The sequence below is a fragment of the Teichococcus aestuarii genome (assembly GCF_003116135.1).
In the GTDB taxonomy this organism is placed as follows: Bacteria; Pseudomonadota; Alphaproteobacteria; order Acetobacterales; family Acetobacteraceae; genus Pseudoroseomonas; species Pseudoroseomonas aestuarii.
The window spans coordinates 79933-103074 of the sequence record NZ_PDOA01000012.1; the positions used below are offsets into that span (position 1 = coordinate 79933).

At 70.2% G+C, this 23142-nt stretch carries 18 protein-coding genes; 9 read left to right on the forward strand and 9 right to left on the reverse strand.

Going from position 1 to position 23142, the window contains the following annotated elements; genetic code table 11:
- Positions 1-83 precede the first annotated feature (83 nt).
- Positions 84-3113: an AMP-binding protein gene (locus tag CR165_RS16765; RefSeq protein WP_146201927.1), complete on the reverse strand. Its 3030-nt coding sequence runs from the start codon at positions 3111-3113 to the stop codon at positions 84-86.
- Between the two features lie 453 nt (positions 3114-3566).
- Here CR165_RS16765 and CR165_RS16770 point away from each other — a divergent pair, with 453 nt between their 5' ends.
- From CR165_RS16770 to rfbA, 3 genes are all read left to right on the forward strand, one after another.
- On the forward strand, positions 3567-4526 hold the full coding sequence (locus CR165_RS16770; RefSeq protein WP_245906503.1) for a Bug family tripartite tricarboxylate transporter substrate binding protein: 960 nt from the start codon (positions 3567-3569) through the stop codon (positions 4524-4526).
- Between the two features lie 673 nt (positions 4527-5199).
- Complete coding sequence (gene rfbC, locus CR165_RS16775) at positions 5200-5784, forward strand: dTDP-4-dehydrorhamnose 3,5-epimerase (protein WP_109518148.1); 585 nt, start codon at positions 5200-5202, stop codon at positions 5782-5784.
- 243 nt (positions 5785-6027) lie between these two features.
- Entirely contained in the window at positions 6028-6900 is an 873-nt protein-coding gene (gene rfbA / locus CR165_RS16780) for a glucose-1-phosphate thymidylyltransferase RfbA (protein ID WP_109518096.1), read from the forward strand.
- A 28-nt stretch (positions 6901-6928) separates the two neighbouring features.
- Here rfbA and CR165_RS16785 read toward each other — a convergent pair whose 3' ends face one another.
- Positions 6929-7597: a transglycosylase SLT domain-containing protein gene (locus CR165_RS16785; RefSeq protein WP_181378210.1), complete on the reverse strand. Its 669-nt coding sequence runs from the start codon at positions 7595-7597 to the stop codon at positions 6929-6931.
- Between the two features lie 274 nt (positions 7598-7871).
- On the opposite strand from CR165_RS16785, the gene CR165_RS16790 reads away from it, so the two are divergent.
- Both CR165_RS16790 and CR165_RS16795 read left to right on the forward strand, forming a co-directional pair.
- Positions 7872-8303 carry a PepSY domain-containing protein gene (locus CR165_RS16790; protein ID WP_181378211.1) on the forward strand — a complete coding sequence of 144 codons (432 nt, stop codon included), beginning with the start codon at positions 7872-7874 and terminating at the stop codon, positions 8301-8303.
- Between the two features lie 42 nt (positions 8304-8345).
- A complete protein-coding gene (locus CR165_RS16795; RefSeq protein ID WP_219929774.1) occupies positions 8346-9008 on the forward strand; it encodes a general stress protein in 663 nt (220 codons plus the stop codon).
- Positions 9009-9093: 85 nt separating this feature from the next.
- Here the strand turns inward: CR165_RS16795 and hemH are convergent, their stop codons facing one another.
- The 3 genes from hemH to CR165_RS16810 all read right to left on the reverse strand — a co-directional run bounded on the left by hemH (position 9094) and on the right by CR165_RS16810 (position 12807).
- On the reverse strand, positions 9094-10131 hold the full coding sequence (gene hemH, locus CR165_RS16800) for a ferrochelatase (RefSeq protein ID WP_109518098.1): 1038 nt from the start codon (positions 10129-10131) through the stop codon (positions 9094-9096).
- Positions 10128-11123 carry a hydroxymethylbilane synthase gene (gene hemC, locus CR165_RS16805; protein ID WP_109518099.1) on the reverse strand — a complete coding sequence of 332 codons (996 nt, stop codon included), beginning with the start codon at positions 11121-11123 and terminating at the stop codon, positions 10128-10130. The genes hemH and hemC overlap by 4 nt, the downstream gene beginning before the upstream one ends.
- Before the next feature lie 175 nt (positions 11124-11298).
- Positions 11299-12807 (reverse strand): catalase, encoded by a 1509-nt coding sequence (locus CR165_RS16810; protein WP_109518100.1) that lies wholly within the window; start codon positions 12805-12807, stop codon positions 11299-11301.
- Between the two features lie 109 nt (positions 12808-12916).
- On the opposite strand from CR165_RS16810, the gene CR165_RS16815 reads away from it, so the two are divergent.
- Positions 12917-13873, forward strand: coding sequence for a LysR substrate-binding domain-containing protein (locus tag CR165_RS16815; RefSeq protein WP_109518101.1), 957 nt, complete (start codon positions 12917-12919; stop codon positions 13871-13873).
- Here CR165_RS16815 and CR165_RS16820 read toward each other — a convergent pair.
- From CR165_RS16820 to CR165_RS16835, 4 genes are all read right to left on the reverse strand, one after another.
- The gene (locus CR165_RS16820) at positions 13855-15570 is read right to left on the reverse strand and encodes a gamma-glutamyltransferase family protein (protein WP_109518102.1); all 1716 of its coding nucleotides are present in this window, start codon (positions 15568-15570) and stop codon (positions 13855-13857) included. The two genes, CR165_RS16815 and CR165_RS16820, sit on opposite strands and share 19 nt — an antisense overlap.
- Complete coding sequence (locus CR165_RS16825; protein ID WP_109518103.1) at positions 15567-17195, reverse strand: ABC transporter substrate-binding protein; 1629 nt, start codon at positions 17193-17195, stop codon at positions 15567-15569. Before CR165_RS16825 ends, CR165_RS16820 begins: the two co-directional genes overlap by 4 nt.
- A gap of 99 nt (positions 17196-17294) precedes the next feature.
- A complete protein-coding gene (locus CR165_RS16830) occupies positions 17295-17906 on the reverse strand; it encodes a cysteine hydrolase family protein (RefSeq protein WP_109518104.1) in 612 nt (203 codons plus the stop codon).
- A 74-nt stretch (positions 17907-17980) separates the two neighbouring features.
- A complete protein-coding gene (locus tag CR165_RS16835) occupies positions 17981-20017 on the reverse strand; it encodes an NAD(+) synthase (protein WP_109518105.1) in 2037 nt (678 codons plus the stop codon).
- A gap of 152 nt (positions 20018-20169) precedes the next feature.
- Between CR165_RS16835 and CR165_RS16840 the strand changes: the two genes are divergently transcribed.
- Genes CR165_RS16840 through CR165_RS16850 form a run of 3 tightly spaced genes read left to right on the forward strand, consistent with a single transcriptional unit; the run spans position 20170 to position 23129 of the window.
- Positions 20170-20754, forward strand: coding sequence for a GbsR/MarR family transcriptional regulator (locus CR165_RS16840; RefSeq protein WP_109518106.1), 585 nt, complete (start codon positions 20170-20172; stop codon positions 20752-20754).
- Between the two features lie 7 nt (positions 20755-20761).
- The gene (locus tag CR165_RS16845; RefSeq protein ID WP_109518107.1) at positions 20762-22105 is read left to right on the forward strand and encodes a cytochrome ubiquinol oxidase subunit I; all 1344 of its coding nucleotides are present in this window, start codon (positions 20762-20764) and stop codon (positions 22103-22105) included.
- A gap of 10 nt (positions 22106-22115) precedes the next feature.
- Positions 22116-23129 carry a cytochrome d ubiquinol oxidase subunit II gene (locus tag CR165_RS16850; RefSeq protein ID WP_109518108.1) on the forward strand — a complete coding sequence of 338 codons (1014 nt, stop codon included), beginning with the start codon at positions 22116-22118 and terminating at the stop codon, positions 23127-23129.
- Positions 23130-23142: the final 13 nt, after the last annotated feature.

Genomic DNA, 23142 nt, shown 5'->3' on the forward strand with positions numbered 1-23142 from the left:
CATGCCCCCTGGTACACCAGGGGGGGGGCAGCGGCAGCTAACAACATGCGGCGCCCCGAGGCTTCGGTGCCCCAGGGCCTGCCTCACCGGCGGGATTGCGACAGAGGCCCCGGGATCAGGGGATGGGCCTCGTTCCGTGCCTGAGAAGGCCTGCTCTGGCGGCCCTTCGCGATGCCGGTGAAGAGGAACATGAGCAGCCAGTTGCGGGATACGAGCTGGTGGAAGCCCAGGGACAGGACCCCGGTGGCCACGGTGATGATCAGGAATTCGCCGACCGGAGGCAGATCCACCAGGGCGAAGGCCGCGCCAAGGAACACGATGATGACCATGTGGACCAGGTAGATGGTCATGGAGGCGTTGACGAGCTTGCGGACCCAGACGTTCGGCGTGTCGAGCCAGCGGAGCGCCACGAAGAGCAGGATCTTCGACCAGTAGATGCCGGTCAGGGGAACGAGGAAGAACGTCAGCGCGCGATAGACGGCCTCCTCGCGCAGATGAATCTGCATGAGGGTGGCCGTTCCCGCCAGGGCCAACGCAACGGCCAGGCCGTCGATGGAAGCGAAGCGCTCGATGTACTCCCTGCGCGCGGCAAGCAGGCATCCCATGGCGAAGACAGGGAGGAGGGAAGCCATCTCGCTCAGGTAGATCATGTTCCAGAAGATGAAGGTCATGCCGAGGACCTTGAGGACGGCCACGCTCAGCATGCTGAAGGCGCCGGCGGCGATGGCGGCGAGGGCCAGGTTCACGCGGCTCCCCAGGATCAGGCCGCCGGCGGCGGAAGCCATGCGCGAGACCGAGTCTGGCCGCCCGAAGCGGTATGGCAGCGCCAGCAGGAGCGTATAGACGATCAGGAAGATCAGGAACCAGACGTGCTCGATCCAGTGCGGGCCCGGCGTGCCGAGCCGCGACAGCCAGCCGGACAGGACGCCCGTGCCGGAGCCGTTGTTCAGGGCGTAGGCCAGCATCATGAGGGGATTGAGCAGGAGGATTGTCGAGATCAGCGGGACGCCCAGCTGGACCGTCCGCTGCCGCCACCATTTCATGGCGTTCCGCTGATCGACGAACATCATCGCGAAGAAGCCGCCCAGCAGGAAGAAGGCCGGCATGCGGAAGGTGCTGATGAAATCCGCGAAGCCCGTCAGGAAAGCCGATGGCTCGCCCGCCCTGACGATCCAGGGAAAGTCGATATAGGCCAGGGCTGCGTGGAACGGGATGCCCAGCAGCATGAGGGCGGCACGGACCTGGTCGAGGAAGTACAATTTCGACGGACCCGCCTGCTGGGCCGCATCGCCGGCCTGGCGGCGCGGTATGGCCTCGAGCTCGCGGATCGTCATCTGCTCCCAGCCTTCGGGCAGGAAGTTCAGATGCTCCTCGATGAGCAGAGAGGCGTTGATGTAGTTGAGCGAGTCGCCGCCGGCGGAAGCAAAGGATTGGTCCCGGCCCAGATCGGGGTGGCCCAGAAGCCTGGCGAAGGCCGCGTGCAGCGAGAGGCGCTGCTCGGACAGGCGCGTGGCGGCCGCCCGTGCGGCGAACATCCCGCGGATGCCGGCATAGTCGATCTTGCCGGAAGGAAGGCGCGGAATCTCGGGCAGCTGGATGACCTGGATGCTGGCGGCCGGCAGGTCATGGTGGCGCAGAACGAGATCGGCCACGGCCTCAGCCGAAGCCGGCGCAACCGCCGCGATCTGCAGGCCCGTGTCATCGCCGGCCACCGCGGCGGCAATGCCGGCCTGGCGCAGCCGCGCCTCGATGTCGTCGAGACCGATGCGCAGGCCGAAAGGCTTGATGAACCGGCTCTTCCGCCCCGTGATCGTGTAGAGGCCGTCGGCGTTGAGAACCGCCAGATCGCCGGTGCGAAGCTCGGTCAGCTCGGCGCCCCCGGCAAGGTCCGCCCGCTGCAGGCCATAGCCCATCATGACGTTCGGGCCGGCATAGACAAGCTCGCCTTCGATGCCGGGGGCATTGATCGGGGCGCCGTGCTCGTCCAGGAGAGAGATCGCTCCGCCAGGGACCGGCACGCCGATGGCGGCCGGATACTGCTTCACCAGCGCGGGCGGCACATAGGCGATGCGCGGCGCCGCCTCCGTCTGGCCATACATCACATAGAAGCGGCGGCTATGCCTTTCGGCAAAATCCGCGAAGCGGCGCACCGTCTCCTGCGGCAGCTTGCCCCCCGCCTGGGTGAAGTACCGCAGGGAGGCCGGAGGAGGCCTGGCAAGGAAGCCGCCCCGCTCGAGCAGGTCGAAGCTGTGCGGCACGCCGGCGAGGCTCGTCGCCCCGAAGGCTTCGAACCGCTGCCAGAACGCATCCTCCGTGAGCGATGCCTCGTTCAGGATGATGGCGCCGCCCGTGGCCAGGTGCGAGTTGATGACCGACATTCCATACGAGTAATGGAACGGCAGGGTGGTGATCGCCCGCTCTCCGGGGGCGAACTCCAGGTACTCCGCGATGGAGAGCGCGTTGGAGACAAGGTTCTTGTTGGAGAGGCGAACCAGCTTCGGCTCCCCCGTCGAGCCGGATGTGGCGAGCAGCACCGCCAGGTCGGGGTGCAGCCCGGCCGTGGAAGGGGATTGCCGCGGGTGCCAGCGGTCATCCTCCAGAGTGTAGAGGAAATCGGGCTGGAAGCGCATCGCGAGCGGGGAGTCCTCGCCCTCCGTGTCCTTGAGGAGGAGCACCGCGTGCCCGGCCCGCGAGGCGCCCACATAGGCTGCCAGGGAGCGGAGCGTGTTGGAGGCTTGCACGGCAACCAGGCAGCGCTCCCGTGGCAGGGAAGCGCAGGCGGCATCGGCGAAGGCAGCGAATTCCTTGTGGGACCAGGCCCGGCCGGTCTCGTCAACAACGGCCAGATCGGATCCGAACAACGCCATGTGGCCGAAGAGATCGCGGCGTTCCACTTTGCCGTGGCCGGTTGCTGCTGCCGGTAAGTGCACCGTGCATAATCCTTCAAAGCAAAGCCGGACGCTGCTGTACCTGCGCGGAAAGCAGCCGCAGAAGCGAACCGGGTTCGAGTTTCGCCGCCCCTTCCTGCCGCTTTCGGGATGCAGGCGGAGCATCTCCCACCATACAGCGCGGCGCAGCACCGCTTTCTGTAACACCTTGTTGACATTGCTCAATTATTTAGGCGCGCCAAAATATTCAAGGAATATTAATGGTAATCTACTTATGGTAGATTATGGTTTTTCAGGAAGTTTTCCTGGTTGAAAACCGCCCCGCAGCCGCCCGGAGCCAGCCGATGCGCCCTGGCTGGGCTGGCCGCATCATCGTCTTTTCCGCGTCCTTCTCCTGTACGCCCCCGCCTGCGCCGAGGTCCGGATGCCAGGAACCTCCTGCCTGCCTTGCCGCCGGCGCGATGCTCGCCACCACGGCAGCGGCTCCAGACGCGGAACCCGAGGAGAGGCGGGATGGACGCTTTGGGATAGTGCCCCGAAGCCGTTTACGCGACACTGACCCGGCCTGTGGCGCAGCCTGCATGGGGCGGAAAGACTCCTGCTGCGCCGTCAGCCCCGCTTTGGGGCCGGGCGAGTTTGCAAGGAGGAAGCATGCCTGGAATTCATCGTCGCCTGCTGTTGCCGACGCTCGGCGGCCTGGTCGCGGCGGCACGCGCCACGCCCGTGGCGGCCTCGGCCTGGCCCAGCCAGCCGGTGCGCCTGATCTGCCCCTTCGCCGCGGGCGGCCCCACCGATGTCGCCGCACGCTTGGTGGCGGACGGGTTGACCAACGTGTTGCCGCAACGCGTGCTGGTCGAGAACCGCACCGGTTCCGGCGTGGTGGTCGGCACCGAGACCGTGGCCAAGGCGCCACGTGATGGCTACACCATACTCTACAGCACCATCGCTCATGCGGTGCTGCGGCCTCTCTTCTCCAGCCTCAGCTTTGATCCGGTGGCCGATTTCCGGCCGGTCGCGCTGGTCGGCACGGTGCCGATGCTGCTGATGGTGAACAAGGACGTTCCGGCGCGCAACCTGCAGGAGCTGATCGCGCTGTTCCGCGACAAGCCCGGCCGGTACGATTACGGCAGTTCCGGCGCCGGCGGAGCGGTGCATCTGGCCACCGAGCTGTTCCTGCGGCAAGCAGGCGATCTGAAGGTCAACCACATCCCGTATCGCGGCTCGGCCCCCGCCATGCCGGACCTGCTGAACGGCAACCTGACGATGTTCCTCAACGTCGCCTCCGATGGCATCGCCAGCGTGCAGAGCGGCGCCACGCGGGCACTCGCTGTCAGTTCCGCGCAGCGTCTGCCGCAACTGCCCGATGTGCCGACTTTCGCCGAGGCCGGGTTGCCCGGTTACGAGGCGTACACCTGGCACATGCTTTTCGCGCCGGCCGGCACCCCGGAGGAGGTCGTGAACGCGCTGAACCAGGCGGTGAACAAGGTGGTGCGCATGCCCAATGTCCAACAGCGCTTCACCGAGCTTTCGGTCCAGCCGCGCTCCGACAGCACGCCCGCCAGTGCCGCGGCCTGGCTCCGGTCGGAGATGGCGAAATGGGAGCCGCTGGTCCGGGAGAGCGGCATCACGGCGAACTGAGATCTGCCTCGGCCCTGTCCTGCGAAGGGGAGCCGTGGGCGCCTGGCCGCCCGCCCGGGGCGGACGGCCAGGATTGCCGCTTGCCGGGCGCGCGAAGCCCATGTGGCTGGTGCTCCGGGCGGCGGCCCGGCCGAGGTCCGGCATTGCCTTGCGCGCGCCGGCTCCGGACCGGAGAGACATGCTGAATTGAGGGATTGGCGTCCTCCCCCGTGATGCCCCCGGGGCGAGGCCAGGGCTGGATGCCGCCTGGATCAGCGGCCAGATCCTGCATCCGCAGCGTCCTCGGCAGGAAAAGCGGGTTGGTGCAGAAGGCGAGGCAAGGCGGCCAAGCGGCGCCCTCTCCGACAGACCGTACGATGAACACTTCCCTGTTGTTCATCGCTGACATTGGCCTCGAACCGCCCCCGCGCTTTGTACGCGCGACGAAAGCGGCACAGGTGGAGTGTACGGCGCAGCAAATCCGAAGAGAAAAGCGGGCACCAGCCGGATAAACAAGTGAAAATATTATAGAATATTTCTGACGTCGACAAATATTTGTAGAATATTTTCTACAAGATGATGGATTTATTGATATAACTCAAATAAAGACCGTTTATCAAATCCTGTTGCACGGCAATTTTTATGATCTATAAAAGCCTGAAATATTAAATCTTCTTTGTAACGGAAACGAATGATGTCAGCCAGCCCGGTCCAGCTTGTCCGTCCCAAACGCTTCGGGGACTCCCGGGGATGGTTCTCCGAAACCTGGAACAAGGAGCGCTTCGCGGCGGCCGGCCTGAAGCTGGAATTCGTGCAGGACAATCATTCCCTCTCCGGCCAGGTCGGAACCTTGCGGGGCCTGCACTTCCAGACCCCGCCCTTCGCGCAGGACAAGCTCGTGCGTTGCCTGAGGGGGAAGATCTTCGACGTGGCGGTCGATATCCGGAAGGGCTCGCCGACCTATGGGCAGTGGGTGAGCCGCGTCCTCTCGGCCGAGAATGGCGAGCAGCTCCTGGTTCCCATCGGCTTCGCGCACGGGTTCATGACGCTGGAGCCGGATACGGAGGTCGCCTACAAGACCTCCAACTATTACGACCGAAATTGCGACAGCGGCCTGATGTGGAACGATCCCGACATCGCCATCGCGTGGCCGCTCGACGCCGCGGCCGCCATCCTGTCCGAGAAGGACCAGAAGCAGCCGTCGCTGCGCGGCTTCGACAGCCCCTTTGCCTATGACGGCCGGCCCCTGCTGCCGCTGGGAGATGCGCTGGTTCCCTGAGCGCCATGGTGGGGCGCCGCGATGCGGGCCAGCCCTTCGCCCGGTGCATTGGCCCAGCCCATGCCAGTCTGGCGGCGCCCCCGGCCGTGGCGGACACTCCGTTCCGGGGAGCGAGGAAGAGGGTGGCGCAGCCCCGCGCCACGCGGCTATAGCCGCCGCGTCTTCCGGAAGCCGGCCGGCAGCGAGCGCTTTGGGCGATGGCCCGATCAAATCCCCCGAGAGGCAAAGGAATTCTGAGAGGCTATGAAAGGTATCGTGCTCGCCGGAGGCTCCGGCACGCGGCTTCATCCGGCCACGCTGGCGGTCAACAAGCAGTTGCTGCCTGTCTACGACAAGCCGATGGTCTACTATCCGATTTCCGTGCTGATGCTGGCGGGGATACGGGAAATCCTGGTCATCTCCTCGCCCGACTTCATCGAGATGTACAAGCGCCTGCTGGGCGATGGCAGCCAGTACGGCGTGTCTTTCAGCTATGTGGTCCAGGAGAAGCCGGAGGGGCTGGCACAGGCCTTCCTGCTGGGGCGGGAGTTCATCGGCGAGGACCCGGTCGCGCTGGTTCTGGGCGACAACATCTTCTACGGCGCCAACCTGTCCGCCATGGTGCAGCAGGCCGCGACGCGGACGGATGGCGCCACGGTCTTCGCCTATTACGTCGATGACCCGGAGCGCTACGGCGTCGTCGATTTCGACCCGACGGGCCGCGCCATCTCCATCGAGGAGAAGCCTGCCCAGCCGAAATCCAACTGGGCGGTCACGGGCCTCTACTTCTATGACAATGCCGTCATCGACATCGCGGCCTCCATCAAGCCTTCCAGCCGGGGCGAGCTGGAGATCACCGATGTCAACCAGCGCTACCTGGAAGCCGGCAAGCTGCAGGTGGAGCGCATGGGGCGGGGCTACGCCTGGCTCGACACAGGCACCCACGACTCCCTCCTGGATGCCAGCGAGTTCGTCCGCGCCATCCAGCAGCGCCAGGGCCTGCCGATCGCCTGTCTTGAGGAAGTGGCCTTCCTGAACGGCTTCATCGATCTCGACCAGCTGGAGCGGCGCGGCCACCTCTTCGCCAAGACGGCGTATGGCCAGCACCTGCTGCGCCTGGCCAAGACGCACCGATAAGGCGGTAGCTGCCCTTCCGGGGGGGCGGTCATCGCCGCCCCGGCCCGGGCGATGCTTCCGCGGCGCGCAGCCAGAGCGAAGCCTCGCCCGATCCCTCCGGGTCCGATGCCCGCGGGTGCGGGCGGGAGACGGAGGATGGCGCACGGGCCGCCGCGGTGCGGGAAGCGGGAGGCGGCTCACCCCGCATCGCCAGCAGGACGCGCTGCCGATAGGCTCCGCCGCGTTCAGCCTGGCCGGAATGGTAATGCGCCACGGCGCGCATCCAGTCGCCCTGGCGCTCCTTCAGCCGGCGCAGGAACCGCGCCGCATAGCGCGCATTGGCCTGGGGAGAAAAGGCTTCCTCCAGCGAGGCGAAAGCCTGCGGGTGATGGTGAAGGTTGATCTGCAGGCAGCCCACATCGATCAGGCGGACACCTTCCATCTGCAGCCGGCGTACCTTGCGAAGCGCCTCGCCGCGTGTCTCGAAGGCATGGCCTTCGCCGCGGGCATTGACCGTCCAGGGCCAGGGCTCGACATTGCCGCGGCCCGTGCGCCGCCCGCTTTCCACCCGGCCCATGGCGGCCAGCAGGCCGCGCGGCAGCTCCTCTGCCCGCTCCGCGGCCCGGATGGCGGTATTGCAATCGGCCGTCCCGGCCCAGGCGCCGGGCCAGCGGGCCAGCGCCAGCAGGACCGGGAGCAGAATCCGAAGAACAGGCACACATGTCATGCGCCGATGAGGCACAGGACGGATTAATTTTTCGCATAATCCTTCGGAGTTCTCCTGCCTCCGTCCCGGTGCCTGCGGCGGCCGCGGGAGACGGGCGCGCTGGCCTGTTCCTTGGATTCAACGCAAATCCAAGAAGAATTCATCAATAAAGACAAGCCAAAGCTTGGATATTTTTTCCGCCCGTCAGTCAACGAAAAGAGACGTCGGCCGTTCCTCTGCCATGCGGCACCCCGTGCCGTGACGAAAGAACAATGGGAGAGATCGCATGCAGTCGAAAAGCATGGCCATGGTCCTTGCCGCGGCGCTGATGGTGGCACCGGCCGCAATGGCGCAGCAGGGCACTGTCGGCTCGCCCTCCAACCCTGGGGGCGGTGGCACCACCATGGGTCAGGGCACTCCCGGCACCACCACCACGCCCGGCCGGGTCGCGCCGCCTGACGTGGCGCCGAACCGCGGCGCGGCGGCGCCTGGCACCGACAACCCGCCCACCACGGCCACGCCGGCCGAGGGCGCCAACAGCTTCACCGAAGGCCAGGCGCGCAGCCGCATCGAGGCCGCCGGCTACACGGATGTTCAGGGGCTGCAGAAGGACGACAAGGGCGTCTGGCGCGGCCGTGCGATGCGCAACGGCCAGACGGCCGAAGTTGGCCTCGACTTCCAGGGCAATGTCGTGACCGGCAACGCCGCGCCCCGCTGAGCGCGCGCCGGCTTTTGACCTAGCACAAGAAGAGGAAACATCATGGCCAGCAGGACTATTACCCGGCTCTTCGACACGCGCGAGCACGCCATGGCGGCGGTGCGCGACCTCGAGGCCGCGGGCTTCTCGCATGACGATGTCGGCATCGTCGCCAACGACGCCAAGCGCGACACCACCCCGGCGGTGGACCCCTCGACGGAACACCATTCCGAGGAGCATACCAAGTCGGGTGCCGGCATCGGCGCCACGCTGGGCACGCTGGTGGGCGGCGGCGCGGGGCTGGCGGCGGGCCTTGGCGCCCTGGCCATTCCCGGCATCGGGCCGGTGGTCGCGGCGGGCGCGCTGGTGGCGGCGCTGACCGGCGCCGGCGCGGGCGCGGCGGCGGGCGGCCTGCTCGGCAGCCTCACCGGCGCGGGCGTCAGCGAGGCGGATGCGCCCGTCTATGCCGAAAGCGTGCGCCGCGGCGGCAGCATGGTGACGGTACGCACCGACGACATGCGCGCCGTGGAGGCCGAGACCATCCTCGACCGCCACAGCCCGGTGGATGTGCGCAAGCGCGAGGCGGATTACCGCGCCGGCGGCTGGCAGGGTTACGACCCCGACGCCCCCGTGACCGACATTCCGGGCACGCCCTCCAGCCGCCATGTGGGCGGCGGCACGGCTTCCGGCATGACCGGCGCCGATCCGGCGGACCGCCGGATCTGAAGCCTGGCGGGCCTGCCGGCGGCCGGCCCGCCGTCTGAGAAGGCGCAGCAGAGCCGGGGGAGGTCTTCCCCCGGCTTTCGGCGTTTCAGGCCCAGCCCGCCAGCTCCTGCCCGATGATGGCGCGCAGCAGATGGATGGCGTCCGGCGTGTCGTTCAGGCAGGGGATGAGGGTGAATTCCTCGCCGCCCGCGGCCATGAACTCCTGCCGCAATTCGTGGCCGATCTCGTCCAGCGTCTCGATGCAGTCCGCCAGGAAGCCCGGCGTAATGACGGCGATGCGGCGGATGCCGCGCCGCGGCAGGGCGGTGACGCGTTCATCCGTGTAGGGCTCCAGCCAGCGCTCCCGCCCGAAGCGGGACTGGAAGGTCATCGGGAATTCGCGGGCGGTCATCCCCAGCCGCCGGCGCAGCGCGAGCATGGTGCGGTTGCATTCCGCCGGATAGGGATCGCCCGCCTTCACGTAGCGGCGCGGCAGGCCATGGAAGGAAGCGAGCAGCAGCTCCGGCGGCCGCTCCAGCCCGGCCAGGCCGGCGCGGATGGAGCGTGCCAGCCCCTCGATGTAGAGCGGATGGTCGGGGAAGGAAGGCGCGATGCGGAGGGCGGGCTGCCGCCGCATCGTCATCAGCGCGCGGAAGGCGGCGTCGTTCACCGTGGCGGTGGTGGTGGCGCTGTACTGCGGGTAGAGCGGCACCACCAGGATGCGGTCGCACCCCGCGGCCTGCAACGCCTCCAGCCTGCTGGCGATGGAAGGGCGGCCGTAGCGCATGGCCCAGTCGATGCGCGGGCCGTTGGCGGGCAGGGCCTGGCGCAGCAGCTCCGCCTGGGCGCGGGTGTAGGTGCGCAGCGGCGATTCATCGGCCGCCTCGTTCCAGATGCGCCGGTAGGCGGCGCCGCTGCGGAAGGGCCGCGTCGTCAGGATCACGCCCTGGAGCAGCGGCTGCCACAGCCAGGGGTTCACCTCGATCACCCGCCGGTCGGAGAGGAACTCCGAGAGGTAGCGGCGCACATCGCCATAGCGGGTCGAGTCCGGCGTGCCGAGATTGACCAGCAGCACGCCGACCTGCCCGGCCGCGCGCGAGTGAGCGGCCGGCGCCGGGCGGAGGGAGAGGGGATGGTGGGTCATGCGAAGAGATCCGCCGGGCTGTCCGCCCGCAGGGAGGCGCCGAGCGCCGCGCCGAGCCGTTCCGCATCGGCCGGGGCGCCGCGCAGCGCGCGGCGCAGCAGGAAGGAGCCATCCTCCCGCGCCACCAGCGCCTCGAGATGCAGGGCGCCATCCGGGGTGAGGCTGGCATGTGCGCCGATGGGGGTGCGGCAGGAGCCATCCAGCGCCGCCAGCACGGCGCGCTCGGCCCGGGCGGCGAGATGGGTGGGGCTGTGGTCGATACCGGCCAGCCGTGCGCGCGTGGCGCTGTCGCCCGCGCGGGCGGTGACGGCGATGATGCCCTGGCCGGCGGCGGGCAGCATCTCCATGGTCGAGAGCGGGCGGGCGGCGCGGGCCTCCAGCTCCAGCCGCTGCAGCCCGGCCATGGCCAGCACCGTGGCGGCGTGGTCGCCCTCCTCCAGCCGGCGCAGGCGGGTCTGCACATTGCCGCGCAGCAGGCCGAAGCGGAGGTCAGGCCGCAGGTGCCGCAGCTGCGCCATCCGCCGGGCCGAGGCGGTGCCGATGCGCGCCCCGGACGGCAGGCCCGGCAGCGGGCCGCGCCGCTCCTCGGGCGGGCAGCCGGGGGCCAGCACCAGCGCGTCCCGCGCATCGGCGCGCGGCAGCACGGCGGCGATGACGAGGCCCGGCGGCAGTTCGGTCTCCAGGTCCTTCAGGCTGTGCACGGCGAAGGCCACGCGGCCGTCGAGCAGCGCCTCGTGGATCTCCTTGGCGAAGAGGCCTTTGCCGCCCAGATCGGCCAGGCGTCGTCGCTGCTCGGCGTCGCCGCTGGTCTGCATCGGCACGGGCTGCGCCTCGCCGGGCGCCACGCCGAGGGCCGCCAGCACGCGGCGGGTCTGCGCCAGGGCCAGCGGCGAGGCGCGGGTGCCGGCACGCAGCGGGGCCCCTGGGAAGGAGCGGGCGGGAACCAGGGAGGGGCGCGCCAGCGCCGGGGCGGCCTGGAGGGCAGCGGACATCGGCAGGGATCCAGCAGCGAGGGGGAAAGAAGGGCCGGCCTGCCCGATGAGGCCGGCCGGCCCGCCCCCATGGTGGGCGGCAGGGGGTAGGCGCCGCCCGCGCCATGAGGCTTAGGCGGGAAGGGCACGGGCACGGACGGCCCGGGGGAAGGCCCTTCCCGCGGTCCGGCGCGCCCTATCCGGCGGCGGCCTGGCCACCGACATCGGCCGCCGTGGTCGGCGCCGAGGCGGGCGCGGTGTGGATGCGCGCGATCGCCGCCGCCACGCCTTCCGCATAGGCCGGGTCGGCCCGGCGAAAGTGTTCCAGCTGCCGGTCGATGATGAAGCGCGGCACGCCCTGCATGGCGCCGGCGATGTTCTCGAAGAGCTGGCGCTGCTGGTCCGCCGTCATCATCCGGAACAGCGTGCCGGGCTGGGCATAGTCGTCATTGCCCTCGCGGTGGCTGTAGTGGTCGGCGTCGCCGCTGATGCGCAGCGGCGGTTCCTTGGCGGCGGGCGCCTCGGCGGGGCCGCCGAAGGAGTTCGGCTCGTAGTAGTGGTCCGTGCCGCGCGGCGCGTCGAAGCGCATGGCGCCGTCGGCGTGGTAGGTGTTCACCGCCGCGTGCGGGCGGTTCACCGGCAGCGCCTCGTAATGGGTGCCGACGCGGTAGCGGTGCGCGTCCGCATAGGCGAAGATCCGGCCCTGCAGCATCTTGTCCGGCGAGAAGCCGATGCCGGGGACGATGTTGGAGGGCGAGAAGGAGGATTGCTCGATCTCCGCGAAATAGTGCGCCGCGTTGCGGTTCAGCTCCAGCACGCCGACATCGATCAGCGGATAATCCGCGTGCGGCCAGACCTTGGTGAGGTCGAACGGGTTGTAGGGCGTCTTCTCCGCATCCGCCTCGGGCATGATCTGCACCTGCATTTTCCAGCGCGGGAAGTCGCCGCGCTCGATCGCCTCGTACAGGTCGCGCTGCGCGCTCTCGCGGTCCTCGGCGATGACCGCGTTCGCCTCGCGGTTGGTCCAGGTGCGGATGCCCTGCATCGTCTTGAAGTGGAACTTCACCCAGTAGCGCTCGCCGGCATCGTTCCACAGCGAGAAGGTGTGGCTGCCATAGCCGTTGACGTGGCGGTAGCTCTGCGGCAGCCCGCGGTCGCTGAACAGGATGGTCACCTGGTGCAGGCTCTCGGGCGAGAGCGACCAGAAATCCCACATCGCGGTGGGCGAGCGCAGATTGGTGGCCGGGTGGCGCTTCTGGGTGCGGATGAAGTCCGGGAACTTCAGCGGATCGCGGATGAAGAAGACGGGCGTGTTGTTGCCCACCAAATCCCAGTTGCCTTCCTCGGTGTAGAACTTGATGGCGAAGCCGCGCACGTCGCGCTCCGCATCGGCCGCGCCGCGCTCGCCGGCCACGGTGGAGAAGCGCAGCAGCAGCTCGGTCTGGCTGCCGGGGCGGAACACCTTGGCGCGGGTGTATTTCGAGATGTCGCCGGTGACGGTCAGCGTGCCATAGGCGCCGGAGCCCTTGGCGTGCACCACGCGCTCGGGGATGCGCTCGCGGTTCTGGTGCGCCAGCTTCTCGATCAGCTGGTAGTCCTGGAGCAGCAGCGGGCCGCGCGGCCCGGCGGAGAGGCTGTTCTGGTTGTCGGCGATGGGGGCGCCGGCGGTGGTCGTCAGGACGGGGCGTTGCGTCGGGTCGGACATTCTGGAATTCCTCTCGGCAGGGTCCAGACTGTCTAGCTCGAGGGGATTGATCGGTTAAATCGATCTTCTATGTTGTTGCGATAGGCATGACCGAACGGCAACCACCCTCATGACCCTGCACAACATGGCCGGCCTGTCGCTGCGCGACCTGGAATACGCCGTCGCCGTGGCCGATCTGCGCCATTTCGGCCGCGCCGCCGAGCGCTGCCATGTCAGCCAGCCCACCCTCAGCGAGCAGATCCGCAAGCTGGAGGCCCTGCTCGGCGTCGTCCTGTTCGAGCGCCTGCCGCGCCGGGTGGCGGTGACACCGCAGGGCGCGCCGCTGATCGAGCGGGCGCGCGCGATCCTGCGCGAGGCGCGCGGGCTGCTGGACCTGGCGCAGCAGCAGCAGGCCGAGCCGATGAAGGGGCGGCTGCGCATCGGCGTCATCGCCACGCTTGGCCCCTACTACCTGCCCGCCCTGCTGCGGGATGTGCGGGCGCGCTTCCCGCAGCTGGTGCTGCGGCTGCAGGAAGGCCGCACCGACGCGCTGGTGGAGGCGCTGGAGCAGTGCGAGCTGGACGCGGCGCTGATCGCGCTGCCGGCGCCCTCCGCGGCGCTGGAGAGCGCCGAGCTGTTCTTCGAGCCCTTCCTGCTGGCCTTCCCGCAGGGCCATGCCCTGCGGGCGCAGCGCCGCATCTCGCTGGACGCGCTGCAATCGGGGGAGCTGCTGCTGCTGGAGGAGGGCCATTGCCTGCGCGACCAGGCGCTCTCCCTCTGTCCGCTGCCGCGCGAGGGGCGGGAGGAGCGCTTCGCCAGCAGCCTGGAGATGCTGCGCCACATGATCGCCGCCGGCGAGGGCTTCTCCTTGCTGCCGCAGCTGGCGGTCCAGGGCCGCACCGATCTCGGCGGGCTCATTAGCCTGCGGCGGCTGGCGGAGCCGGGGGTGGGGCGGCGGATCGGCCTCGTCTGGCGCGGCACCGACCCCCGGCGGGAGAGCTTCTCCGAACTGGCGGCCTTCCTGCGGCAGATGTCGCCGGTCGGCCGGCCAGAGGACGGAGGCGGCGCTCAGCCGGCGATGGCGTAGGCCGGCCGGCGCGGGTCGGCCGCCGCCAGGCGCAGGCCGCTGGCCGGGTCGGTCATCACCAGCTCGACGCTGCCGGCGAGCCAGGTGGTGCCCGGCCACTCCTTCACCTCGTGCCCGCGCGCCGCCAGCGCCTCCCGCACCGACTGGGGGATGCGGGATTCCACGGCCAGGCGGCGCGGGTAGTACTCATAGGGCGCGAAGGAGGAGGGGAAGGCGTAGGAGGCGATGCGCGGCGCCTCGACCGCCGCCTGCGGCTCCATGCCGAAATGCAGGAGGTTCAGCAGCACCTGCAGCATGGCCTGGATCTGCACGTCGCCGCCCGGCGTGCCGAAGGGCATCACGCCGCCCTCGCGCGTCACGGCCATGGCCGGGTTGGGCGTCAGGCGCGGCCGCCTGCCGGGGCCGACGCCGCTCGGATGCGCCGGGTCCGGGCGCGACTGCGAGCCGCGGCAGGAGGGCACGATGCCGAGCCCCGGCACCACCGGCGCGTTCCAGGAGCCGTCGGAGGGCGTGGCGGAGAAGGCGTTGCCCCAGCGGTCCACCACCGCGACATAGGAGGTGTCCGGCTCGATGCCGGGCAGCCCGCCATGGCCCTGGGCCTGCGGCCCGCTGCCCTGGCCGAGCAGCGGCGGCGGCATGTCCGGGTGCGCCGCCTCCTCGCGGAAGGCGCGGGCGCGGGCGGCGAGATGCGCCTCGGAGAGCAGCGCCTCGACCGGCACTTCCGTGAAGGCAGGGTCGGCGAAATGGTACTCGCGGTCGGCCATGGCCACCTTCAGCGCCTCGGTCAGGCGGTGCAGGTAGTCGGTGCCGTTGTGCGCCAGCCCGTCCAGGCCGAGCTTCTCCAGCAGCAGCAGCGCCTCGATCAGCGCCGGCCCCTGGCACCACGGGCCGCAGGCGATGATCTCGTGCCCGCGCCAGCGGCGGCGCACCACCGGCTCGATGCGGGAGCGGAAATCCGCCAGGTCCTCGCGCGAGAGGTAGCCGCCCTCGCGCTGCTGGAAGGCCACGATCTCGCGGGCGATGTCGCCCTTGTAGAAGGCGTCCCGCGCGGCGGCGAGGCCGGCCATGCGGCCGCCGGCGGCCTCCGCCCGCCGTGCCTCCTCCGCCATGTAGGTGAGGGTTCGGGCGAGGTCGGACTGCACGAAGAGCGAGCCCACCGCCGGCGGCGCGCCGCCGGGCAGGTAGATGGCGGCGTTCTGCGGCCAGCGTGCGTATTCGTCGTGGTGCGCGGCGATGGTGTGCGCCAGCAGCGAATTGGTCTGGAAGCCCTCGGCGGCGTAGCGGATGGCGAAGGCGGCGACGTCGGGGAAGGGCATCGTGCCGTGCCGCTCCAGCGCGGTGATCCAGGCATCGGGCGCCGCCGGCACCACGGTGCGCAGGATGCCCTCCGGCATCCGCCCGCCATGCTCGCGCATGAAGAGGTCGGGCGGCAGGGACATCGGCCAGTGGCCGAGGCCGGCGATGCTCTCCACCGTGCCGTCCGCCATCCGGATCAGGATCGGCGCCACGCCGGCCACGTTCACCAGGTCGGGCTGCAGCACGCCGAGCGCGATGCCGGCGGCGCAGCCGGCGTCGATGGCGTTGCCCCCCGCCTCCAGGATGGCGATGCCGGCCGTCGCCGCCAGGTAGTGCCCGGCCGAGACGGCGTGGCGCGTGCCGGCGATGGTGGGGCGTCCGGTCGGGGGTGTCTCGGTCATCGGGCGGGCTCCGTGGGGCGGGCGTGGGTGGCCACCAGTTGCTCGTCCATCCGCGGGCTGTAGGCAATCCCCCGCCGCGCGGCGGTGATCGTCACCTGGTTGTAGAGCGGGATGATGGGCAGCGCCGCGATGGCTTCGCGCATGGTCTCGCGCAGCGCCGCCTCCCGCCCCGCATCCATCCGGCTGATGCTCCCGGCGATGCGGGCATCGAGCGCCGCGTCGCTGAACTGGCCGCGATTGCCCTGGCCGAAGCCGCGCGCCGGGTCGCGCGTGTGCACGGCGGTGGAGAGGATGTAGCTGGCATCGCGCGAGGAGGAGAGGGAGAGGCCGAACAGCATCAGCGGCAGGTCGTTCCGCCCCACGGCGGTGCGGGGGAAGAACACGGTGCCCGGCTGCGTCTCCACCTTCGCCTGGAAGCCGGCGCGCGTCAGCATCTGCCCCACCGCCTGGCAGACGCGGGCATCGTTGGTGTAGCGGTTGTTGGAGCAGCCGATCGTCAGGCCGAAGCCCTGGGGAAAGCCCGCCTCGGCCAGCAGGCGGCGCGCCGCCTCGGGGTCGGGGCGTGGCGCGGGCAGGTCCGCGTTCCAGCCGCCGAAGCCTTCCGGTACCATCTGGACCGTGGCGATGGCCTGGCCGTCCAGCCCGCGCGCCGCCAGCGCCTCGCGGTCGATGGCGAGGGAGAGGGCGCGGCGCACCCGCGCATCGGCCATCGGGTTGACGGGGAGGGGGGTGCCGTCCGGCCCCGCCAGCAGCGGCAGCGCGCCGGCGCCGAGATGCGGGATCAGGTACATGATCCGGTCCGAGTTGCGCTTGAACACGCTGACCCGCGCATCCTTCTCCAGCCGCGCCACATCGGCCGGCGGCACCTGCTCGATCAGGTCCACGTCGCCGGAGAGCAGGGCGGCGAGGCGCGCCGCGTCATTGCCCATCACCTTCATCTCGACTCGGGCGAAGGCGGCGGGCGTGCCCCAGTAGCCCGCGTGGCGGGAGAGGCTCATCCCCTCCGAGCCGCGGAAGCGCTCCAGCCGGAAGGGGCCGGTGCCGATGGCGGCGCGGCCGCTGGCGAACTCGGCGGTGGAGGCGCCCCACGGGTCCGGCCCGCCCGCCGCCCGCGCCGAGACGATGAAGACGTTGGTGAGCTGCCCCGGCAGGGTGGGGTTGGGCTGGTCCGTGTGCAGGCGGATGGTGTGCGCATCCACCACCTCCACCCGGCTGATGGTGCGCAGGTTGGAGGTGTAGGGGCCCGGGTTGTTCGGCAGGGCCGGGATGCGGGCGAGGGAGAAGGCCACGTCCTCGGCCGTGAAAGGGCTGCCATCCTGGAAGGTGACGCCGCGCCGGAGGGAGAATTCCCAGGTCTGCGCGTCCAGCGCCCGCCAGGCTTCCGCCAGGGCGGGGGTGAAGCGGCTCTCCTCGTCCCGCCCCACCAGGGAATCGTAGATGTGCCGGGACGCCGCCATGTTGGGGCCGAGGAAGAGGAAATGGGGGTCCACGCCGAAGCTGGCCTCCACCCCCATGGTCAGCGTGGCATCGCCGGACGGGGCGGGCGCCTGCCCCCTGGCGGGGCCCGCCCCGGCCAGCAGGGCAAGCGCCAGCGCGGCGGCGGCGAGGGGGTGGCTGCGGCGCATGGCGCGTCTCTCCCGGTCGTTGCGGCGCGGGGAGGGTCCGGCGCGGGGCCGGGCCTGTCAATGCGGGGCGGCGTCAGGCGGATGAATCCGCCATCGCGCTCAATGCCAGGAACGCAGGATCTCGTCGGTCGAGGCGGTCTCGATCTGCTGGCTGAAGCGCTCGTTGTAGAGGGTCAGCAGCGCGTCATGCGTCCGGTCGGAACCGGAGCAGATGGCGTCGGTCGGGATGACGACGCGGTAGCCGCGGTCCACCGCCCCCAGCACGGCCGCCAGCACGCAGACATCCGTCTCCGCCCCGCTGATCACCAGCGTGTCGATGCCGCGCGAATAGAGATGGTCGTCCAGCGCCGGGTGTAGCCAGGGGGAATAGACCATCTTGTCGATGACCGTGGCGGGCGGGACGAAGCGCTGCAGGGGCTCGAGCAGCTCCAGCATGCCCGTGGGCAGCACATCCTGCGTCACGGAGGACCAGCGCTCGTAGTATTCGCGCCACATGCCGGGTGCGTCCTGCGGCCGCTGGGCGGGGATGAAGCGGGTGAAGATCGTGCGGTCCGGGAAGACGCCGGCCAGCTGGACCACCAGCGGCAGGACGCGCTGCATCCACGGCGTCTCCCACTCCGAGCCGGGCCCGAACAGGTTCTGCATGTCCACGCAGAGATGCGCGCAGCGCGCCGTCAGGGGGCCGCGCTGCAACCCGTTCTTCCAAGCCATGTCGTCATCTCTCCTGCTGCGTGGCCGTGCCGTTCCTGCATAAGCGGCCAGGGGAGCGGCGGTTCCCGGATGGCTCAGCCCTGCGGCACGTTGCGGCGCAGTTCCTCCAGCCAGGCGTTGGCATTGCCATCCGAAGGCGCGCGCCAGTCGCCGCGCGGCGAGAGCGAGCCGCCGGCGGCCACCTTCGGCCCGTTCGGCATGGCGCTGCGCTTGAACTGGGCGAAGCCGAAGAAGCGCTGCAGGAACACCTCCAGCCAGTGGCGGATGGTGGGCAGGTCGTAGGCGCCGCGCTTCCCCTCCGGAAAGCCGGGCGGCCAGCGGCCAGCGGCCGCGTCGCCCCAGGCCATCAGCGCCAGGAAGGCGATCTTGGACGGGCGGAAGCCGTAGCGCAGCGTGTAGAACAGGTGGAAATCCTGCAGCGCGTAGGGGCCGATCTTGGCCTCGGTGCTCTGCAGCTGCTGGTCCTCGCCGGCCGGCACCAGCTCGGGCGAGATCTCGGTGTCCAGCACCGATTGCAGCGTGGCGCCCACCGCCGCATCGAACTGCCCGGAGCCGATGACCCAGCGGATGAGGTGCTGGATCAGCGTCTTCGGCACGCCCGCATTGACGTTGTAGTGCGACATCTGGTCGCCCACGCCATAGGTGCACCAGCCCAGCGCCAGCTCCGAGAGGTCGCCCGTGCCGAGCACCATGCCGCCATGGTGGTTGGCGGCGCGGAACAGGTAGTCGGTGCGCAGCCCGGCCTGGACGTTCTCGAAGGTGACGTCATAGACCGGCTCGCCGCGGCCGAAGGGGTGGCCGAGATCGGTCAGCATCTGCTTCGCCGCCGGCCGGATGTCCAGCTCCAGCGCGGTGATGCCGAGCGCCTGCATCAGCGCGTGGGCGTTGGTCTTGGTGCCGGCCGAGGTGCCGAAGCCGGGCAGGGTGTAGCCGATGATGTCGGTGCGCGGCTTGCCCATCCGGTCCATCGCCCGGGCGGCGACGATCAGCGCCTGGGTGGAATCGAGGCCGCCCGAGACGCCGATGACGATCTTGCCGCCGCGCGTGGCGGTGAGCCGCTGCACCAGGCCGGAGACCTGGATGTTGTAGGCCTCGTAGCAATCCTGCTCCAGCCGCGCCGGGTCGGCCGGCACGAAGGGGAAGCGCTCCAGCGCGCGGTGGAAGCCGATGTCGCCCTCCGGCGGCTCCAGCCGGAAGGCCTGGCGGCGGAAGGCGGGGGCGTGGCGGCGGCGGTTGTCGTCGAAGGTGCCCTGCCGCGCCCGCTCTTGCCGCAGCAGGTCGAGGTCGATATCGGCCAGCACGATCTGGTCGGCGTCGGGGAAGCGCTCGCTCTCGCGCAGGATGGCGCCGTTCTCGAAGATCGAGACCTGCCCGTCCCAGGCGAGGTCGGTGGTGGACTCGCCCACCCCCGCCGCGGCGTAGAGATAGGCCGCGAGGCAGCGCGCCGATTGCGACTGGCAGAGCAGCCGCCGCGTCTCCGCCTTGCCCACCGTGATGTTGCTGGCCGAGAGGTTGGCCAGCACCAGCGCGCCGGCCAGCGCGCCCTCGGCGCTGGGGGGGAAGGGCACCCAGAGGTCCTCGCATACCTCGGCATGGATCACGAGGCCCGGCACGTCCTCGGCGTCGAACAGCAGGTCGGGGCCGAAGGGCGCCTCCTGGCCGGCGAGGCGGATCATGCCGCCCTCCGTGCCGTGGCCGGAGGCGAACCAGCGGTGCTCGTAGAACTCCCGGTAGTTGGGCAAATGCTGCTTCGGCACCACGCCGAGCAGCCGGCCGCGCTGGATGGCCAGCGCCGTGTTGTACACCCGCCCCGCATGCCGCACCGGCGCCCCCACCAGCAGCAGCGGCCGCAGCGTGGCGCTGGCCTCCAGCAGCGTGGCGACCGCCGCCTCCACCGCGTCCAGCAGCGTGTCCTGCAGATGCAGGTCGTCGATCGCGTAGCCGGAGAGGCCGAGCTCCGGGAACACCGCGAGCGCGGCACCCTCGGCGTCGCAGTGCCGCGCCGCGGCCAGGATCGCCTGCGCGTTGGCGGCAGGGTCGGCCAGGGTGCCGCGGGTGGTGCAGGCGGCCACGCGGGCGAAGCCATGGCGGTAGATCGACAGGAAGCTCATGCGCCCCAGCCTGCCCCCGCCGCGCCCGCGCGTCCAGCGGGGCGGCGATCAGCAATGGGTCAGCCGGCGGCCGGCCGGACCCTTGCCGCCCGGCGCAACGACCTATATCAAGATTTCAGAAATTACTGAAATTTCCGAATCGGCAGGAATGCATGAACCTCCCTCCCGTCGCCCAGGCCTTCGTGCTGCATTTCGGCGAGATGGGCAGCCGCTGGGGCATCAACCGCACGGTGGGGCAGATCTACGCCCTGCTCTACGTCTCGCCCGTGCCGCTCAACGCCGAGCAGATCGTCGAGGCGCTCGGCGTCTCGCGCTCCAACGTCTCGATGGGGCTGCGCGAGCTGCAGGCCTGGAACCTGATCATCCCCAAGCACATCCCGGATGACCGGCGGGACCACTACACCACCCCCGACGATGTCTGGCAGATCCTGCGCACGCTGGCCGAGGAGCGGAAGAAGCGCGAGGTGGACCCCACCCTCTCGGTGCTGCGCGAGCTGCTGATGCAATCCCCCGGCAGCGAGGCCGAGCGCCACGCCCAGGAACGCATCGCCGAGATGCACACGCTGATCGAGCGGCTGACCACCTGGTACGACGACGTCAAGCGGCTGGAGACGGAGCGCCTGGCGGCGCTGCTGGCGCTCGGCGCGCGCGTCACGCGCCTGCTGGAGGCCAAGGACAAGATCGTCTCGCTGGCGCGCCCGGCGGCGCGCAACCGGCGCCCGACCCCCACGGAGTAGCCCTCCCATGGACCCCACCCTGCTCGCCCGCATCCAGTTCGCGGCGAACATCTCCTTCCACATCCTGTTCCCGACCGTGACCATCGCGCTCGGCTGGGTGCTGCTCTACTTCAAGCTGCGCTACAGCCGCAGCCGCGACATGGCCTGGATGGAGGCCTACCGCTTCTGGGTGAAGGTGTTCGCCCTCTCCTTCGCGCTCGGCGTGGTCTCGGGCATCACCATGAGCTTCCAGTTCGGCACCAACTGGCCGGGCTTCATGCAGCATGTGGGCAACATCGCCGGCCCCCTGCTGGCCTACGAGATCCTGACGGCCTTCTTCCTGGAGGCCACCTTCCTCGGCATCATGCTGTTCGGCTTCCGCCGCGTGCCGGGCTGGCTGCACACCCTGGCCACCTTCCTCGTCGCCTTCGGCACGACGATGAGCGCCTTCTGGATCATCGTGCTGAACTCCTGGATGCACACGCCGCAGGGCTTCGAGCTGCGCGACGGCGTGGCGCACGCGACGGACTGGGCGGCGATCATCCTCAATCCCTCCATGCCCTACCGGCTGACCCACATGCTGGTGGCCTCGGCGCTGACGGTGGCCTTCCTGATGGCCGGCCTCTCCGCCTGGCGCTGGCTGCGCGGCGACACGGCGCCGGGCGTGCGCAACGCGCTCCGCACCGGCGTGGTGATGGCCGCCCTCCTGGCCCCCGCCCAGGCGCTGATCGGCGACATGCACGGGCTGAACACGCTGGAGCACCAGCCGGCCAAGGTGGCGGCGATGGAGGGCAACTGGCGCACCGGAAGCCATGTGCCGCTGCTGCTCTTCGCCGTGCCGGACGAGGCGGCGCGCGAGAACCGCCTGGAGATCGGCATCCCCTCGATGGCCAGCATCATCCTCAGGCACAGCCCCGCGGGCGTGGTGCCGGGGCTGGACCAGTTCGAGGGCAACCACCCGCCGGTGAAGCCGGTGTTCTATGCCTTCCGCGTCATGGTCGGCACCGGGCTGCTGATGATCGGCGCGGGGCTGGCCTCGGCCTACTACCTCTGGCGGCGCGGCGCGCTGCCGGCGTGGCTGCTGCGCGGCCTGGTGGCGATGACCTTCGCCGGATGGGTGGCGACGCTCGCCGGCTGGTACGTCACCGAGATCGGCCGGCAGCCCTGGCTGGTTACCGGCGTGCTCTCCACCGCCCAGGCGGTGGGGCCGGTGCCGGCGGGCAATATCGGCCTGACGCTGGCCATGTACCTCACCCTCTACGCGGTGCTGCTGGCCGCCTATGTCGCCGCCCTGTTCCGCCTCGCCCGCAAGGGCCGCGCCATGCCGGAGGCGGGGCTGCCCGCCGGCGGCCTGGTCGCCCGCGCCTCCTGAGGACGCCGCCATGACCCCCTTCCTCGACCCCGAGCTGCTGCCGGTGATCTTCGCGGTGCTGATGGCGGTCTCCGTCCTCGCCTATGTGGTGCTGGATGGCTACGACCTCGGCGTCGGCCTGCTGCTGAACGCCACCACCGAGGAGGCGGAGCGCGACCGCATGGTCGCCTCCATCGGCCCCTTCTGGGACGCCAACGAGACCTGGCTGGTGCTGGGCGTCGGCCTGCTGCTGGTGGCCTTCCCCATCGCGCATGGCGCCATCCTCACCGCGCTCTACCTGCCGGTCGCGGTGATGCTGGCCGGGCTGATCCTGCGCGGCGTGGCCTTCGAGTTCCGCGCCAAGGCCGCCTCGGTGCTGGGCAAGCGGGCCTGGGACCACGCCTTCTTCGCCGGCTCCCTGCTGGCCGCGCTCTCCCAGGGCTGGATGCTCGGCCGCTACGTGCTGGGCTTCGCGGGGGGCCTCGCGCCGCAGGCCTTCGCCGCCCTCTCGGCGGTGGGGCTGGCGGCGGGCTATGCCTTCATCGGCGCCTGCTGGCTGATCTGGCGCACCGAGGGCGACCTCCAGCGCCGCGCCGTGGCCTGGGCGCGCCCTACGCTCTGGCTGGTGGGGCTCGGCATCCTCGCCGTCTCGCTGGCCACTCCGCTGGCCTCGCCCCGCATCCTGGCGCGCTGGCTGGAGATGCCGAACCTGGTGCTGCTGGCGCCGCTGCCGGCCACCACCTTCGTGCTGCTGCTCGGCCTGCACAGCCTGCTGAAGCACCTGCCGCTGCCGGACGGCGCCCTGGAGCGGCTGCCCTTCTGGGGCGCCACGGGGCTGTTCGTGCTCTCCTTCACCGGACTCGCCTGGTCTTTCTTCCCCTATATCGTGCCGGACCGGCTGACGCTGTGGCAGGCCGCGGCGTCGCCGGAGAGCCTGACCATCATCCTGGCCGGCGCGCTGTTCGTGCTGCCGGTGATCCTGGCCTACACCCTGCTGGCCTGGCGCATCTTCGGCGGCAAGGCGGGCGAGCTGCGCTACGACTGAGCGTGCCCGCGGG

What these genes read in the sequence shown, in the direction of transcription:
- rfbC (WP_109518148.1), top strand. Translation starts at nt 5,200, where the DNA reads ATGTCAGCCAGCCCGGTCCAGCTTGTCCGTCCCAAACGCTTCGGGGAC.
- rfbA (WP_109518096.1), top strand. Translation starts at nt 6,028, where the DNA reads ATGAAAGGTATCGTGCTCGCCGGAGGCTCCGGCACGCGGCTTCATCCG.
- CR165_RS16790 (WP_181378211.1), top strand. Translation starts at nt 7,872, where the DNA reads ATGCAGTCGAAAAGCATGGCCATGGTCCTTGCCGCGGCGCTGATGGTG.
- CR165_RS16795 (WP_219929774.1), top strand. Translation starts at nt 8,346, where the DNA reads ATGGCCAGCAGGACTATTACCCGGCTCTTCGACACGCGCGAGCACGCC.
- hemH (WP_109518098.1), bottom strand. Translation starts at nt 10,131, where the DNA reads ATGACCCACCATCCCCTCTCCCTCCGCCCGGCGCCGGCCGCTCACTCG.
- hemC (WP_109518099.1), bottom strand. Translation starts at nt 11,123, where the DNA reads ATGTCCGCTGCCCTCCAGGCCGCCCCGGCGCTGGCGCGCCCCTCCCTG.
- CR165_RS16810 (WP_109518100.1), bottom strand. Translation starts at nt 12,807, where the DNA reads ATGTCCGACCCGACGCAACGCCCCGTCCTGACGACCACCGCCGGCGCC.
- CR165_RS16815 (WP_109518101.1), top strand. Translation starts at nt 12,917, where the DNA reads ATGACCCTGCACAACATGGCCGGCCTGTCGCTGCGCGACCTGGAATAC.
- CR165_RS16820 (WP_109518102.1), bottom strand. Translation starts at nt 15,570, where the DNA reads ATGACCGAGACACCCCCGACCGGACGCCCCACCATCGCCGGCACGCGC.
- CR165_RS16825 (WP_109518103.1), bottom strand. Translation starts at nt 17,195, where the DNA reads ATGCGCCGCAGCCACCCCCTCGCCGCCGCCGCGCTGGCGCTTGCCCTG.
- CR165_RS16830 (WP_109518104.1), bottom strand. Translation starts at nt 17,906, where the DNA reads ATGGCTTGGAAGAACGGGTTGCAGCGCGGCCCCCTGACGGCGCGCTGC.
- CR165_RS16835 (WP_109518105.1), bottom strand. Translation starts at nt 20,017, where the DNA reads ATGAGCTTCCTGTCGATCTACCGCCATGGCTTCGCCCGCGTGGCCGCC.
- CR165_RS16840 (WP_109518106.1), top strand. Translation starts at nt 20,170, where the DNA reads ATGAACCTCCCTCCCGTCGCCCAGGCCTTCGTGCTGCATTTCGGCGAG.
- CR165_RS16845 (WP_109518107.1), top strand. Translation starts at nt 20,762, where the DNA reads ATGGACCCCACCCTGCTCGCCCGCATCCAGTTCGCGGCGAACATCTCC.
- CR165_RS16850 (WP_109518108.1), top strand. Translation starts at nt 22,116, where the DNA reads ATGACCCCCTTCCTCGACCCCGAGCTGCTGCCGGTGATCTTCGCGGTG.